The 16,114-nt window shown below is 48.8% G+C and carries 13 protein-coding genes; 9 read left to right on the top strand and 4 right to left on the bottom strand.

Annotated features, from left to right (window positions below; translation table 11 throughout):
* The first annotated feature begins 1 nt into the window (after position 1).
* The 3 genes from KDW_RS05790 (at position 2) to KDW_RS05780 (ending at position 3,356) form a co-directional block, all read left to right on the top strand.
* Complete coding sequence (locus KDW_RS05790) at positions 2 to 745, top strand: CHAP domain-containing protein (RefSeq protein ID WP_162004987.1); 744 nt, start codon at positions 2 to 4, stop codon at positions 743 to 745.
* Between the two features lie 399 nt (positions 746 to 1,144).
* Positions 1,145 to 2,104 (top strand): CHAP domain-containing protein, encoded by a 960-nt coding sequence (locus KDW_RS05785; protein WP_162004986.1) that lies wholly within the window; start codon positions 1,145 to 1,147, stop codon positions 2,102 to 2,104.
* 226 nt (positions 2,105 to 2,330) lie between these two features.
* Entirely contained in the window at positions 2,331 to 3,356 is a 1,026-nt protein-coding gene (locus KDW_RS05780) for a CHAP domain-containing protein (RefSeq protein ID WP_151755076.1), read from the top strand.
* A gap of 49 nt (positions 3,357 to 3,405) precedes the next feature.
* On the opposite strand, the gene KDW_RS05775 is transcribed toward KDW_RS05780, so the two are convergent.
* Entirely contained in the window at positions 3,406 to 3,750 is a 345-nt protein-coding gene (locus tag KDW_RS05775) for a DUF5522 domain-containing protein (protein WP_151755075.1), read from the bottom strand.
* A 139-nt stretch (positions 3,751 to 3,889) separates the two neighbouring features.
* Positions 3,890 to 4,810 carry an eIF2B alpha/beta/delta subunit family protein gene (locus tag KDW_RS05770; protein WP_151755074.1) on the bottom strand — a complete coding sequence of 307 codons (921 nt, stop codon included), beginning with the start codon at positions 4,808 to 4,810 and terminating at the stop codon, positions 3,890 to 3,892.
* A 472-nt stretch (positions 4,811 to 5,282) separates the two neighbouring features.
* Here KDW_RS05770 and pdxR point away from each other — a divergent pair, with 472 nt between their 5' ends.
* The 3 genes from pdxR (at position 5,283) to KDW_RS05755 (ending at position 9,156) form a co-directional block, all read left to right on the top strand.
* A complete protein-coding gene (gene pdxR, locus KDW_RS05765) occupies positions 5,283 to 6,866 on the top strand; it encodes a MocR-like pyridoxine biosynthesis transcription factor PdxR (RefSeq protein WP_162004985.1) in 1,584 nt (527 codons plus the stop codon).
* A 190-nt stretch (positions 6,867 to 7,056) separates the two neighbouring features.
* Complete coding sequence (locus KDW_RS05760) at positions 7,057 to 8,679, top strand: gamma-glutamylcyclotransferase family protein (RefSeq protein WP_151755072.1); 1,623 nt, start codon at positions 7,057 to 7,059, stop codon at positions 8,677 to 8,679.
* Positions 8,680 to 8,859: 180 nt separating this feature from the next.
* Entirely contained in the window at positions 8,860 to 9,156 is a 297-nt protein-coding gene (locus KDW_RS05755) for a GYD domain-containing protein (protein WP_151755071.1), read from the top strand.
* A gap of 56 nt (positions 9,157 to 9,212) precedes the next feature.
* Here the strand turns inward: KDW_RS05755 and KDW_RS05750 are convergent, their stop codons facing one another.
* Entirely contained in the window at positions 9,213 to 10,247 is a 1,035-nt protein-coding gene (locus KDW_RS05750; RefSeq protein WP_233097635.1) for a gluconeogenesis factor YvcK family protein, read from the bottom strand.
* A 1,026-nt stretch (positions 10,248 to 11,273) separates the two neighbouring features.
* On the opposite strand from KDW_RS05750, the gene KDW_RS05745 reads away from it, so the two are divergent.
* Positions 11,274 to 12,410 (top strand): tetratricopeptide repeat protein, encoded by a 1,137-nt coding sequence (locus KDW_RS05745; protein WP_151755069.1) that lies wholly within the window; start codon positions 11,274 to 11,276, stop codon positions 12,408 to 12,410.
* 245 nt (positions 12,411 to 12,655) lie between these two features.
* On the top strand, positions 12,656 to 13,603 hold the full coding sequence (locus KDW_RS05740; RefSeq protein ID WP_371876247.1) for an aldo/keto reductase: 948 nt from the start codon (positions 12,656 to 12,658) through the stop codon (positions 13,601 to 13,603).
* Between the two features lie 65 nt (positions 13,604 to 13,668).
* Here the strand turns inward: KDW_RS05740 and KDW_RS05735 are convergent, their stop codons facing one another.
* Positions 13,669 to 14,523 carry a hypothetical protein gene (locus KDW_RS05735; protein WP_151755067.1) on the bottom strand — a complete coding sequence of 285 codons (855 nt, stop codon included), beginning with the start codon at positions 14,521 to 14,523 and terminating at the stop codon, positions 13,669 to 13,671.
* A gap of 220 nt (positions 14,524 to 14,743) precedes the next feature.
* Between KDW_RS05735 and KDW_RS05730 the strand changes: the two genes are divergently transcribed.
* The gene (locus tag KDW_RS05730) at positions 14,744 to 16,114 is read left to right on the top strand and encodes a calcium:cation antiporter (RefSeq protein WP_151755066.1); all 1,371 of its coding nucleotides are present in this window, start codon (positions 14,744 to 14,746) and stop codon (positions 16,112 to 16,114) included.

The raw sequence follows: 16,114 nt of genomic DNA, 5'->3' as shown, positions 1-16,114 counted from the left end.
TGTGCGCTCAGTCATTCCACCACAGCCACTAGCCAGACCGTCACTATGGATTCCCGGCAATGGGATGAAAAAAACGGTGCCGGTGGCGGCAACGCCATTACAGGGGCGGAGTTTAATCGTGCATGGTGCAATCAGCATCTTATCGATATTTCTTGCCGTAGGAGGCATCATGGCGCTGGTGCCAGTCGACAAGAGCGAGCATCTCTATGCCAGCTTTTCTTTTCCCTTTTATACGACATCGGTGCGAAAAAACGATACAGCCCTGATTCAGGCTCAGTCGGCCACCGCCACCGCCGTCACCGTCGATGGATTTGATCCCGGTGGTGGCCGTGTCTATGCGGGAGTCAAGGTTGCTCCGCTGGATCTCCATGTTTCTGCTGTGGATATCGGGAATTTGCATCGTTTTTTTTATGGACAATGTACCTATTGGGCCAATCAACGCTATCATCAGGAGACCGGACATTGGATACCCTGGTTAGGAAATGCCTATCAATGGGCTTATCAAGCTCCTGCGTATGGTTGGAATCTCTCGAGTACTCCCAATCCACGCGGTGCCTCGATTATGGTTTTTGGTCCCTATGCCCAGGGCGCTGGCGCGTATGGCCATGTTGCCGTTGTTGAAAAGGTCAATGCTGACGGTAGTGTCCTGACCAGTAATTGGAACTGGAATGGCGACTGGGCCACCCTTACCTGGCATACATTTTATCCTGGTCGTGGTATCAGTTTTCTCTGGTATCCAGATTGACAAACGCGCTGTGCAATCGTTTTTTATGATTGACGTTACTTTCACGCAAAAATAATGTCAGCGCCGTAGGAACGAGGCGTCAGAGCAAGAACATATATGCTGTGTTCGCTGGATGGCTTATACTGAATTTTTCGTCACGATATCAATCGTATCGCCATGAAAAAATCAGTATAAGCCATCTTCTTTATTCGAAGAATGCGACGCAGGTCTCATGTAAGACAAGCATTGCGCTATTTTAAAAATCTTTACCTTTAAATACATGATAGTTATATAGTCCTACAAAAAGTCTGATTAATTGACTGAATCGCTAGTATTTAGGTAAAGTCAAATTGAGTATTTGAACTAATCTATTTGAAGCGTCGTATCTGATGCACCTGCGTAAGATTGAAGGTAATGTGTATGTTATTTCGTGACCGTTCTCGTAATGCCGAAGGTGAACACACTAATGGGGGATCTCATACACCACAAATGGGTGGTGGAGCTTCGAGCATGCTGATGGATCCGGATCCATCCTCTGGATCGAACACTGCGATGCAAGCTCCTGGTGAGGCACAATTTCCCCTTGTTCCGTTGCCATTAGATTCTGCCATGATGCCAGGTACAGTACAGAACCAGCATACGACGAAGTCATTGCGTGAACCTGTATTGATTCCAGGCACGGGCAAGAAAAGCACTGGAATGTTACGTCCTCCTAAGGGAAGGCGGGCCGTGGTTCACGCAGGCGTGGCTCTGGTATTAATGGTGATTTTATTTGGCGCTCTGGTGGCTGTACTTCCGACTGGTAATGGCGAGGCAAATAGTACCCTGGCAAAAATATTTAATCCCAGTTCGAATTCAACGACCTCTAAGAAGAATGATACCGCCCTGATTGCGGCTGAGGCGGCTACCGCCACCGCGGTCACCCAGGATGGTTTTGACGCAGGTAACCAGGTGTATGCTGGTGTAACAACTGCGCCGACCACCACCACCACCACCACCATTCCAGCAGCGGATCAGGGCAGTTTGAGCCGCTTTTTCTATGGACAATGCACCTATTGGGCCAATATGCGCTATCACCAGTTAACTGGTCACTGGGTGCCCTGGCTCGGTAACGCGGGCGATTGGGCCTATCAGGCTCCTGCTTATGGGTGGAGAACCTCTTCTGTGCCTAACCCCAATGGACCCTCGATCATCGTTCTGGCTCCCTATACTCAGGGTGCTGGCTCATATGGGCATGTCGCCGTGGTCGAGACCGGGGTGGCAAATCCTTATAATGGTGTTTCAACCAGTAACTGGAACTGGAATGGCGGTTGGGCCACTACCAGCTGGGTTACTTTCCATCCAGGACCTGGCGTTAGATTCGTCTGGTTCCCCGGCTAAACAGTAATTGTGCACAAACGGAGATAGAGTACTCTATCTCCGTTTGATTTTTATGCAGCTTTTATCGTAAAAAAGCTAAAAAGGTATAGCTCCATAGTCCTGATAAATATCGATGATTTGACTTACATAGACGTAATTGAATACGCTGTGATTGGAGGCCTGCAGAAGTGCAATTGATTGCCGGCTCATAAGAGAAATAATTCTAACGAACTGAAGGTTTGTATACATGTTTTCAAATGAATACACTGATACGTCCCATGGCGTAGAACAACTGGATTTTGCGACATCTACCCCGCAGACGGGTGGTGTGACAACATCCTTTCCCTCTGCTGAGCAGAAGTCAATAGCGTTGAAAGAGGCGCAAAATGGAGAAGTAGATCAGGTTACTGTTGCTCCGGTGACACATGAGTTGACACCAACGCAACGCAAACCTCTATTGATTCCAGCTACGGGCAAGAAAAGTGCGGGTACATTGCGTCCTCCTAAGGGAAGGCGTGCCGTCGTGAATATTGGAGCGACTGTTGCTCTGGTAGCTGTAATACTGGGAGTACTGGCAGCGGTGTTGCCGATGGGTCCTGGCTCGGCGAATAGCTTGAGCAAGATTTTTAATCCCAGCATGAATACAAGTAAGTCGCAGCAGAACAATACCGCTCTGATTGCGGCTGAAGCGGCTACCGCCACGGCAGTCACCCAGGATGGTTTTGAATTAAACGGAGCCGGCGGTAAATATAGCTTTGCTGGCGTACAGAATAATTTCACGTTGCCAGATGGCACCCAGACGAATAATTTGCCGCAACAGCCGGTTCAACCACAACAGCCGGTTCAGCCACAACAGCCAGTGAATCCTGGTTCAACGGGCACTACTGGCGGTATTTCATCTAGCACTGGTACGATTGCTGATGGCAGTTTTTACAATCCATTTACTGCCGGACAATGTACTTACTGGGCAGACTATGAATATCATCATCTGACCGGCTATGCAGTACCCTGGACCGGTAATGCCGGGGATTGGGCTTACAATGCCAGGAATTATAGTGGTTGGAATGTGACCACTACACCTCATCTGCCTTCGATTATTGTGTTGCAACCCGGTACCCAGTATGCCGGTGGGGTGGGACACGTAGGTGTGGTTGAGAAGATTAATGCTGATGGCTCGGTGGAAACTACCAACTGGAACGTTGTTGGTTGGGGACAATTCTCCTGGGCACATCATACACCTGGACCCGGTGTGTCGTTTGTCTGGCATTCATAAACAGGCATATAGGCATGTGAATATGTAAAAATGAGAGAAGATGAAATCCTCATCTTCTCTCATTTTTTATACCCCAGTGTTCCAGTAACCTCTGATAGTGCTCAACCATGCTGGTCTGGTGTTCTACCTCGTCTGGTGAGCATATTTTCAGCTGCTGTTGATGATAAGCCAGGAGTGCCTGGGCGGCGACGGCTGATTTGGGAGCTACGCGAGCGCGCTTAATGCATTCGGCTGGAAGTGGTTGCCATTCAGAGTCATTGCGCCAGTTGATATATGGGCAATTGCGGCACTTGTTGGAGCAGCAGTAGCCACGACGTATCAGATATCCTCTTGTTGCTACATATAATCCATTGGCGGTAACCTCCCAATCCTCTTCTTCCTTCCTCGAATACATAATTGGACCTTTCTCTGTGCGTCTCGCTGGTGCTCATTTTTTATGGCACAGTGGTATGAAGTTCAGGTTATATTTTACCCTATTGTAGGGTATTGTAGCTAAAAAAAACAGAAGAAGGCAAGGTGACTGCTCCTCTGGACTATGCTTGCCACCTGGCTAAAATGCGCGCATTTGTGCGTGTGGTGACTGCAATCTCGCGAATGCTGTGGCGGTCAAGAATACCATTTTCCGTAATCACATGCGTGACCAGACGATAGAGCGTATGATCAAAATAAAAATTTCGTACCGCGATATCAGCCGGGGCATTCGCAAAGACTTCAGCCGCTTCTTTCTCCTCGAGTAGATTGAGATTACTGGCCTGGCGGGCCGGATCATGTTCGTACCAGCGATTGGGTGAGATCTTCAGGGTTTCACTCAGGACATAGAACGGAATATTCCGACCATGGGCCGCCCAGGCGAGCAGAGCGGTACCGGCTTTATTTAAGATATCTCCGTTGATCAGAATACTATCGGCTCCTACAACAACTCCCTGGCATTGCGGAAGAAAGATGTCCGCCTGGGCATCCGTAATGATCGTGACAGCTATACCGTGCTCGTGTAATGCTTGCGCCATTGCGCGACCTTCATAGCGTGGTCGACCTTCAAGGATGGTGATCTGACTGATCTGTTCTTTGTGGGCCAGCAAGACATCCAGCACGGTTCCGGAAATGCTACAGGTCATCAGATGTCCCTTTAAATAGGGTTGAGCATACTCTGCAATTTTCTGGGTGGCGGTTTCATAGTCCGTGAGCAATTGTTGAGCTTCGTGCGCGATCGCCTCAGTTCCCTCTTCGTGGACATGGATCACGCGACCAACGGCACTGGCAAGTGCTCCCATAGCTGGCCTGGCCTGAGCCAATTGCCTGGCACTACTGGCTAATAACTGAAGACGCTGGATTTCTGAGAGTTGGGTATCTTGCGCCAGATCTTTAAGAATAATAATCGCTTCTTTTACAAGCCAACGCGATCCATGTTCGCGATCTGTACAAACTTGTTGTATACGTTGTTCTAATGGCTCCATAAATAGTATTTTACATCCCCAAAATACAAACAAACAATTTTTAAGGTTGCTTCCTCAGTTTCGTCTTTTTTGTAGGCTAGACGATGCGGTTTAGTGTAGCATACTCTCCAGCCCCCTGGATACTTAAAGCTGGATCGCATCGCTACGTTTCTTTGCTTCGATAATTTATCGCGGTCCCCTCCATATGCTACAATCGCTTTTCAGCATGCTTTTCGCGCCTTTGGCGCTCCAACATTAATAGCTATGGTGCATATGCGTGTGAAAAGCACACGCATATGCACCACAGTTATTAAAAGAATTATGGGCGCTTTAGTGCCCGAGTGCGGCTGGCGGTATGCTCCTCGATAAAAGTTGGAAGCAAACACTAACAAAGGCTTTTTTGGACTGCTCATATTTTCACTAATTGGCCCTTGTTCTGTCCCTATTGGATTGGTTACACTGGATGGTAAGAGCAGCCAATAGGGAGAAAGCCATGGGACAGGATAGGCCAAATCATCAGCCATTACCTTTTTTTACCGCCTCGATCAGCGCATTTGTACGACTTGAACGTGCAAATGGTACCCCACTGTATCGCCAGATCAGTCTGGGGTTACGTGAGGCGATTCTTTCCGGGGATCTCCCTGAGGGAACACGCCTGCCGCCAGAGCGTGCCCTGGCGCAGGAATTGGGGGTGAATCGCACGACGATCATGAATGCCTACCATGATCTGTCGAGCGAAGGATTGATTGAAGGGCATGTTGGCCGGGGGACACTGGTGAAGCGGAGCAACCTCCAATTGGAAGATGACTATTTTGAACAGAGTCTGCCCTCCTGGCTGCTGGGCCTATCAGCCAATGAAGATGCCTTACTGGGTCCTGATGCGCGGGTCTTGAGCGAGCTCTCCTCGATGGAAGAACGCCAGGAAATTATTTCACTGGCCCAGGGCACGCCTCCACCAGATATGTTACCGGCTGAACTCATCCAGTCGATCCTGGCTGATAATCTGACGACTGCTCGGCAGAGCGCGCTGGGCTATTGTCCTGTGGATGGTTTATTGAGTTTGCGCCGTAGTATCGCGGCCAGAATGCGGCAGCGTGGGGTGCAGGTGGACGTACAGAATATTCTGGTCCTGTCTGGCTCCACGCAAGGATTAGGTTTGATTGGACGTTTTCTTTTGTCGCCGGGCGATGAAGTTGTGGTCGAAGTTCCAACCTATCTGGGCGCGATTCAGATGTTTCGGGCACTGGGTGCTCGTATCATCGGCATTCCGACTGATAATGAAGGGATGCGGGTGGACCTGTTAGAGACAGTATTGGCCCGGCGCCAGCCGCGTTTTATCTATACTCTCCCGACCTTCCAAAATCCTACTGGAGTTGTTATGTCGCTGGAACGCCGGCGCCGTTTGCTCCAACTGGCGAAGCGCCATCAAATTCCTATTATTGAGGATGATGCCTATGGGGAAATCTATTTTAATGATAAGGCTCCCCAGCCATTGAAGGCGTTGGATACCTATGGCAATGTTCTCTATCTCAGCACGTATTCTAAGATGCTGGCGCCTGGACTGCGGGTCGCCTGGCTGGCTGCCCCGGTACCAATGATTGAGCGCCTGGGTTTATATAAGCAGACGTTTGATCTGAATACCAATGCTATCGGCCAATGGATTATCTCTGAGCTGATTCGGCGCGAGCTGTTGGATGCACACCTGCAGTTGGCGCGTCAGTGCTATCAACGCAAGTTGACATTGATGTTAGAGGCCATCGAGACCTATTGGCCCACGGGTGGACGAGTCTATCCCCCAACGGGCGGTATACACCTCTGGTATCGTCTTCCCGGCGATATGCGTGCGCGTAACCTGTTGCGGGAAGCGGCGCATGAACGGGTTGTTTTTGTGATTGGCGAGCTTTTCCATGTTGATGGAGGAGGACATCATTATCTGCGCCTCAGTTTTGCCTCACCCGAAGAAAAACATATCACAGAAGGAATTCGCCGTATTGGTATTGCTATGCGTCGTTTGATGGCCCGTAGAACGCCTTCAGATGAGCGAGATTCACCCGTGGAACGCATACCAATAGTGTGATGATAAAAAGCAGGAAAACGCCTCATAATTGTCTGCACTTCTCCGCAAAATGTTCAGCTTAAAAAAAGCCGGCGCCCCCCATTAGTCCTATTGATTTGGTGAACACGGGCAATATGAGTATCTTAGCATGATAGAAGCTGTAATTTTGATTGGTCTGGTGGGTAGGGAATGGAAGGAGAGTGCAATCGAAATGGAGCCAAAACCGCAGCAACCAGAGCCCAGGGATGCGCAAAAGCTGAAAAAAGGAGTGGCATCCGAAGAGGTAGAGCAAAAAGAAGCGAAGAATGAAGAGGTCGTGCCGGGTGTGCCTATTGTACGTAGCAATACTCCGCGCCCGCTTTCCTATGAAATGATGGTGTCCTCAGGGGGCCAGTATCCAGGTATCCTATCACAGGATTCCGCCCCCATTCCGACCTTTCCCGCTAAAGCTCCCTCGGCTCCCCCTGTACCGGAAGAGTTTGGTGAGCGTGACACCGAGAAGTCGCTGGCGACGCCGACTGTGGGGTCTATCAAGCCCGCGGAAGATGGACAAGAGTTTATCTGGCTTTTTGAATATGGATTGGAGATGGATGCGGCAGTCCTCAATAGTCCTGAACGGCTGGCAGGCCTGGCTTTGCTCTATGGTCCTGCTGTTCTGAAAGGCTATTCCTTGATTGTGGGGGCTCAGCGTATCCATGGGAGTACAGGGCCAACGATTGTCGCGATTAGCCCGAGCCTGGATCCTGATGCTGAAGTGTGGGGTGTGTTGTATCGTATTCCACGACGTCTGTCCGAGCCAAATAAGGATGAGCCATCCTTATTAGATACTATCCATGCTGCGATAGCGCCGCAAAAATTTTTTAAGGGAGTTCCAGTCGTGGTGTATGAGACCTATCGGGAGCGTGAGTTAACCAGCGTTACCTATGTAGCAACAGAACTGGCCTATCAGCAATTACATTTTGCTCGGGCTGAACAGAGTACCGAGGATGGGGTATTTATGCAGCGTCTGGCGACGATTGCGCAGAAACAAAAGTTACCCGAACAGTATATCCAACGCAGTTTTCAACAACGCCAGAGCGAGCAGCGCTGGAATAGTGAACACGAAGCGACCGATAACGAACGTTTTATGGGCCAGCGCTCGATGCGGATCAGCGCGATGAATAGCTCTTTGGAAGAGAGTGCCTTGCATCAGCATAGCGCACCCGGGCAGTATACATCTCTCACCTCGCAGAGTGCGGACCATCGTTCATCCCAGATCTCTGAAGTGCGTTCATCCCAGCTGCCACAGAGTATTTTGCCACTTCCTGGCAGTGAGGCCGCGCTCAATCCCGAGCATAATACTGAGCCATTACCGGCCTTTAAAGAGCGCTTATTGCCAGCCGTAGATCTGGTGCCACGTTCTTTTATGTCGCAGCCCTCTCCTCAGGCGCAACGCTGGTTCATCGCTTTTGCCGTGTATCTGGTTTTTCTATTACTCATTGTCTTGATTTTTGCTGTCATCCAGGGACTCGGGGTAGTCAATGGCGTTTTCAATAAAGGATTTAACCCACTAGGGGTGCCATGGTTAGTGATGGTCTATGGCCTTCTGGGCGGCTGCATTAGCTGTATTTTGACGCTGGGACGTTTACAGGTTGATCGTCCACCGACATTTATCGTCATCACCTGGTTTACTCGTCCTTTCATTGGCTCTATTCTCGCTATTTTAAGTTATATTTTATTGACCAGTGGCATGTTTGCCTGGGGGCAGCAGGGGAGCAACAATATTGCCTTTTTCTCACTGGTAGGAGCCCTGGCTGGATTATGCGAGGGACGGGTCTTTTTTCATCGCTCTTGATGAGGATAGGAAGAAATCTCTTCCTGCTAGCAAAGATTTTTGTACCTTGTGAGTCAATATGGTTGTTGGGTACAATTGGTCCATACAGAGTATAGCTTTCCATTGTCTATGCATCTGTGCGGCAACCATCATTAAACGCGACACCTGGAGCGATATCGACTAGCCACGTTGGGGGGATGTATGCCAACCTATATTAGCCTGGTGAATTTGTCCGAGCAAGGGGTGAAGGAAGCCAAAAATGCACCTGAACGGCTGCAGAATTTTGAGGCGGCATTAACAGAGGCAGGAGGGAAACTTCTTGGTTTTTATCTGGTGATGGGACAGTATGATTATATTGTGGTTACGCAGGCCCCTGATGATCAGACGGCTGCCCATATTATCCTGAAAACGCTGGCGCATGGAAGTTTACATATCCAGACTATGCGGGCATTCCCGCGCGAAGAATTTGAAGCGATCGCACAAGGACTGAGCTTTTAAGACAATGCCGGATAACCTTTTAGTTATCCGGCATTCTTGATCTGGTGAACGGGTGTTTAATGGGTCTCAGGATTGAAGATGGCGTGCATAACCCGTTCTGGATCATGGCGAGCCAGTGAATCACCTTCAAAGTTGAAGCGTTCGATCACGACACTGGGCACCATACGTTCTAATTGTGGTCGGTCAATCATGACTGGATGACCGCCATTTTCAGCATAAGCCTTGAGTACCTCTGGCAGGAATGTGCCGTCATTGAGCAGTACGCGATCGACGCGTCCCCCTAAATAGCGATGGACGGTATCGACAAAGTCCGATGCTTTGTAGTTATCTGTCTCGCCATGTTTGGTCATGAGATTACAGATATAAATTTTTTCAGCATCTGATTCACGGACCGCGCGGGCAATGTCAGGTACCAGGAGATTGGGCATCAGGCTGGTATAGAGATCTCCAGGACCAATAATGATCGTGTCAGCGCGACGAATGGCGCGGACGGCTTGTTGACAGGCAGGAGCGTCCTCTGGCACCAGCCGTAAATGGCGAATGGCTGAAAGTTGACCTGGTTGCTTTTCTCCACGTGTATCAATCTCTGTTTCACTACAGATAGATGTACCATCCTCCAGGTCCGCGCAGATGGTTGTTTGAGCCAGGGTAACCGGCACCACATTCCCGGCCGTATCCAGAAGTTCTTGCGCATCCTCAATGGCCAGCAGGAGATCTTCATTATTGATATCTTGTAAACCCTTGAGAATGAGATTTCCCAGGCTGTGCCCACCAACACCGCTGATGGCCTGCTCATTTCTGGCCTCTTCAGACTTTTCAAAACGATGCATAAAGACTTCTCGCCATAAGGCCCCGTTGCGGGCCAGCGCTACCAATGACATCCGTAGGTCGCCCAATGGTAACTGGCGTCGAAATTCATCCATGAGGCGGCGGGAACTGCCACCACTATCTGACATATTGACTACAGCTGTGATATTAAATGGATACTTTTTAAGATGAGAAAGGAGTGAAAATGTTCCTGATCCTCCGCCGATAGTTACAATACGGCGTCCTGCAAATTGATCTCCTGTGCTGTTATTCCTCTGTTGCACCAGGTTTCTCCTTCGGCTGATTTCAGGTTCGTTATCCACAATATATTCCTCTGCATAAATAAATATGTATGCACCCGGATGCATACCACAAAATTTCGCGATGGTGCTTTAGCACACGCATTATATGTATACGTGTAAAACTATCATTTTGCTTCGATACATATTTGATCAACAAATAAAAGATTGTAGTTTCTATACTCCGCCACAGGTTCATCCATGCTATCTGATTGCGTGGATGAGTTTATCACCCTTGATTACGCCCCGCATTATTCTGCTTAGTGTAAACAATCGGAAAAAATCATTTTTACAGTATCTATGATTTTTCAGATAATTATCCATTATCTTCCGACAGTCTACCACGGGAGCACACCCCACGCAAGAGCTATTCTGCCCTATGATCGATATATGGGTTTTTACGTAAAAATTTCAGTTTGAAAATGTGTAATGACTAATAATAGTCTATAGTATATTCTATATTTTATACATTTATTGTATTTGCTTGCTAGCTATTCTTTTTATCAGACATAGAGGGTTTTTACTCCCATAAGTAATGTCTTCTTGTGTAAGGAGCACAATTGCGCTATACTGTTTACAACGGGAATCTCTTGAGGCTTTGTGGGCGCGGCCTCGGGGCGCAAGAATCCCGTTATATTTTTAGCATAATGCATATATGCGTTTCATCTCCATTAGCGCTATTCATATACAGTATTAAATTACTGGCATCCTCTTTTCATCGCCTGTTGCATCAGTTCTTTTCCACTGCTAAAGAAAATATTCTATCGTTCATCGAAATTATGAATAGAGAATTTAATAATGATAACTTTGCATAGTCTTATCAAGTGTTAGCATTCTACAAAGATTGGTTAAATGCTTGCTGCAGACGAATGAAGATAAGTTATTCTTTGTTTGTATTTGCTTACCATATGCTTCAAGCTATGCTTTTCTTGTGGTTTAAATGATATATATACCTATAAAAATAATTGTGCTATAATTGCTCTTATTTTTTCGTAAGGGAGGGAATCGCTTGTGATACAAAATGCAGATGTCAGGATGTTACTCTACCGGGCCAGATTATTGGTGGAAGAAGGAAGATATGATGCTGCTCTTGAGGTGCTCACTACCATGCAGTTTGATGATGAGCAATTGCAACGAGAGGTAGTATATTTGCTAGGTTGGTGTCATATCTCACGTCAGCAGTGGGGGGATGCGCTGGCGACACTTTCGCCATTATTGCCAGGTATGGATGACAGCCTGGACGTTGAAACACCGCAAGAGCGGGAGCGCCATGCGATGGCTTTATTGCGCCTGGGTATGGCGGCGGTCAATCTTTCTACTTATGAAGATGCATCTTTCCATTTTATACGCTGTCTGAAGGTCTTACACGATCGACGTGTGCATCTGCCAGTAGTACGGATTCATGCTCGCTATTATCTGGCCATGACCTGTTTGATGCGTGGTTTGTATGCCCCGGCATTGGAACATTATGAAGAGGCCATTCGTCTTTGCGCACACTATAACAATGATACTGCGTTGCCCGATATCTATTATGGGCTTTGTGACGTCTATCGGTATACCGATGAATTATCAAAATCCTATACTGCCGGCCAGGAAGCGTTGCGTTTGTATGTGCAGCGTGAGGATCAACAAATGGCGGCGCGCATGCATAATTTATTGGGTCAGGTATGTCTGCAGCAGGGCAATTATCGTGAGGCGTCCGATCATTATACCGAGTCCTTAGCCATCGCCAACAGCTATCATGGCCCTACTATGGCGATGCTCAACTGTGCTGCCCTGGCCGAGGTGCGTCTGGCGGAACAACGCTTGTCAGAAGCGCAGCGCTATTGCCAGCTGGCCCTGAATAACATGGAACAAACCGTTGATGGACATATGCAAGGTCGGGTGTACCATGTTATCGCTAATGTGACCTATGAGGCAGCCCGGCGGCAGACAGGTGATCAACAGCGAAAGCTACTGGAAGAGGCCATTTCCTGGTACGAAAAAGCGAAAGTGTGTCTGGCAGCGACCCAGGCATATGCTGATGAGGCGAAGGTGTATAGCGGTTGGGCGCAGGTTCTTGAGGAGCTGGGGAGGACGACCGAGGCAATAGAGTGCTGGCGTGCTGGCTATACGGTGCTATCCCAATCCAAAGAAGAGGTTCGATAACTCATTTGTCTGGTCTCATAGCCCGGAAGGTATCTTCCGGGCTGGCTTTTTATCTGCATGAAATTCTCCTTTCTTCTGATTACCCATCTATTCTGTACGCCATATCTGTACAAGTAGTATAAGGTCCTGGCGATCTCCTGCAAAGAGGATTATGTCCAGTGTGGGATAGTTGCATATAACGGACAGCTTTAACTGCTCGTGTAGAGAGTATATATGCTACATAAAGGAGAGTACTTGCTTTGATGATTGAGACTGATCAACGTAAATTAGGGGCTACCGGGATTACTGTGCCTGCGCTGGGTATCGGAACCTGGAGTTGGGGTGATACAGGACTCTGGGGCTATGGTAAATCATTTACACGTGATGATATTACGCAGGCGTACAAGTTGTGCCTGGATAATGGCTTGAATTTTTTTGATACGGCTGAAATATATGGGAAAGGCGAATCTGAACGTATTCTTGGTGAGTGTCAACGCCAGGATGGCCGCCCGATCCTGATTGCCAGTAAGTTTGCTCCTCTGCCTGAACGCTTCTCGTCAAAACAGTTGCTGGATGCGTTGGATGCCAGTCTTGCGCGGCTGGGGGTAGAGCAGATCGATCTGTATCAGATTCACTGGCCCTTTACTTTTCTGAGTATTAATGGCTTGATGGATGTGCTGGCTGAAGCTGTACGCAGTGGTAAGGTGCGCGCTGTCGGTGTGAGTAACTATAGCGCCAGACAGATGCGCCAGGCTCATGCGCGGCTGGCACGCCATGACATTCCTCTGGCCTCTAATCAGGTTGAGTATAGCTTGCTCCATCGCAATCCTGAAGCCAAAGGCGTGTTAGAAGCTTGCCGCCAATTGGATGTTGCGCTGATTGCATACAGTCCACTGGCCAAAGGTGTCCTGACCGGCAAATATCGTCCGGGAAAAGAAACATTGCCTTCGTGGCAGCGGCGTATGATGTCAAATCTAGGGAATAAACAACAGCAGAAGATGGAGCCCTTGTTTGCGGCAATGGAGGCTGCGGCCCAGGCTCATGACAAGACGCTGGCTCAGGTGGCCCTGAACTGGCTATTAGCGACCGATGCGCACGTGATTCCTATTCCTGGTGCCAAGACGATTCGCCAGGCACAGGAGAACGCTGGTGCACTTGGCTGGCGTTTAAGCGATGCTGAATATACCAGTATTGCCAGGGCTATGCAATCTTAAGATAGTTATCAGGCAGGACCTGGCTTGAAGCTTCGCGTTTGATCCTGCCTGTATGCCTGTTTATGTTATTGTTCTGCTTTCAGGCGCACCAGCATCACACCAAGCCAGATGGCCCAACCTGCGAAGAGCAGGGTAGCGACCGTCGTCAGGGTGCTTTGTCCATTGCCGGCTACACTGATGACCGCAACTGCACTGATACAGAGCATAGCACCAATGAAGAGTGATACATAGCCAAAGGCGACCCATACTCCCGGCCAGAGATTTTTTCCTGTGCGCGCAATCATCGCGCCGGAGAAGAGGCAGCCGAGGCCGATCAAGCCTGTGCCAATGACGTTTGTGATGATTGAGAAGATGGGTGATAGGGTGGTGACACTATTGTGAATCGCGCTTCCTGTACTGCTGGCAGCCAGAAATAAATAGGCAGTACTGACTATACTCCCAATTAAATAGATGCTCAGTCCGATGACGCCCAGCCAGGCTGCCAGAACCACAAACCCTTTCCCACGCCATGGATACGCTGGCATCCCATCGTCTTCATCCTCTTCTGCATCTCCATCATCATCTTTGCCAATAGCTGCTTCCGTTAAGTCCTGATTGTGATGAGCGGATTCATCTCTCTCCTGCTGATCCATCAATTCCTGGGCCACAATGATGCGATGCAGGTTGAATGGAAAAGTCCATAAGAGCAGAAAGGCGAAAATAAGGATCAAGCGATAGATCAAGAATGAGACCGAATGGCTACTGATCCAGGCCAGATAGGCTGTATAGCGGCCAGCGCCAGTCGCTTCCAGGGCGTTGCTGAAGCCGGTTGGACCCAGGATAACAACCTGGTAGAGTGGTACCCCTAAAAGTAAGAGTAAGCCACCAATAATATAATAGCTGCCGTTTGAACGGAGTCTGGCCAGTAAATTGCGTTTCATAAGCTAAAACCTTTGCACATAGTACAGATGAAAAATAAATTTTGTGATATTTCCATTAGAGAGTATGGCAAAAGTTGGTGGGTTTGTGCAAGGGCCGCGAGATACAAGCCCTGGAGTTGTACCGATAAAGAGCTTGTATCTCGCTAAACTGTAACCCTTGAGATTGAATGAGCGTATACAACGTATGGATTTCGATCCAGCATAATTGGGAGGAATTGAGATGCCGCGTTGGTTGTATTTCTTATTGATCTTTTCTGGCTTAGCTGTTGTGCTCGAATATGCGCCTTTGCCCTGGCATGTTCCGCCGCTGGTTCTCTTTGTTATTGCTGCTCTGGGTATTGTGCCTCTGGCGGCTTTAATTGGTCAATCAGTGGAAGCGATTGCTGAACATACGGGTGAACGCATTGGTGGGCTACTCTTTGCGACCTTTGGTAATGCCACGGAACTGATCATTGGTATTATCTCGCTCAGTAAGGGTCTGGTCGATGTCGTAAGTGCTTCTATCATTGGTACTGTACTGGGTAATGTTTTGCTTGTATTAGGCGTCGCTGTCTGTGTTGGTGGTTTTAAACATGGACGACTACAATTTGATAGACGTTCAGCCAGCCAATATGCTTCACTGCTGGCTCTTTCAATTGGTGGCTTGTTATTACCAACCATTGCTGAACTTTTTGCGACTCGTGCGAATCAGCCGATGGTTACCCAGCGGGGTGTCTTGCTCTCAGATGTAATCGCAGTGACACTTTTGATTGGCTATATCGCTTCGATCCTGTTCAGTGTTTTCCGTGTTGGCGATAAGCCAGCGAACGATGAAACGGATATGGAGCCATTGGTGGGAGCGCGTTCCGCGGCCGCTATTTTACGCCTGCTCTCTTATCGCCAGCATGTGGCGCAAAGTGCTGTGGAAGGCAAGAGTGGTGTGCTGAGGCGTATTGACGGTACGGTAGATGCGATCGTTGCTCATGAGACTAAACAATCCCCCGAAATAGGCGGTGCTGTCGCGATGCAGACCGATCCGGATGGGAATACCCCTTCAGTAACCGATGTCTTGTCGCAGCACAAGCAGGCGTTGGATGCTGAGAAAAAAGGGACTGAACATGAGGGAGGGAAGACGCCTCTCTGGCGCGGTGTGCTGCTCCTGGCGCTGGCAACTGTGGGCGTGGCCATCATATCAGAGATTCTGGTGGGAACAATTGAGCCGATGACACAGGTGCTGCATTGGAATCCTGCCTTTGTGGGTCTGGTCTTTATTCCCTTGATTGGTGGGTTGCCTGAGTACTTTAACACCATCTCCATGGCATTGGATAAACGGATTGGTATGGTGCTATCCGCTTCGGCTGGCTCGTCGATCCAGATTGCTTTGTTGATGGCGCCAATTCTGGTACTGGTGAGCGTGTTTATGCCAGTACGTCTGGACCTGGTCTTTAGCCTGGTAGAACTGGCTGTGCTGGCGCTGGCGACGTTCCTCTTCAGTGAGATTACCAAGGATGGGGAACTCGTCTGGCTAGAAGGGTTATTGTTGATTCTGCTGTATGTGATGATGGCTGGTACTATTTTCCTGTTTGGTGAATCACCAATTGTTCCCGGATAA

The sequence above is a fragment of the Dictyobacter vulcani genome, from assembly GCF_008974265.1.
Taxonomy (GTDB): Bacteria; Chloroflexota; Ktedonobacteria; order Ktedonobacterales; family Ktedonobacteraceae; genus Dictyobacter; species Dictyobacter vulcani.
The sequence above is the reverse complement of the archived record's forward strand: the minus strand, read 5'-3'. Positions and strand labels throughout refer to the sequence as shown.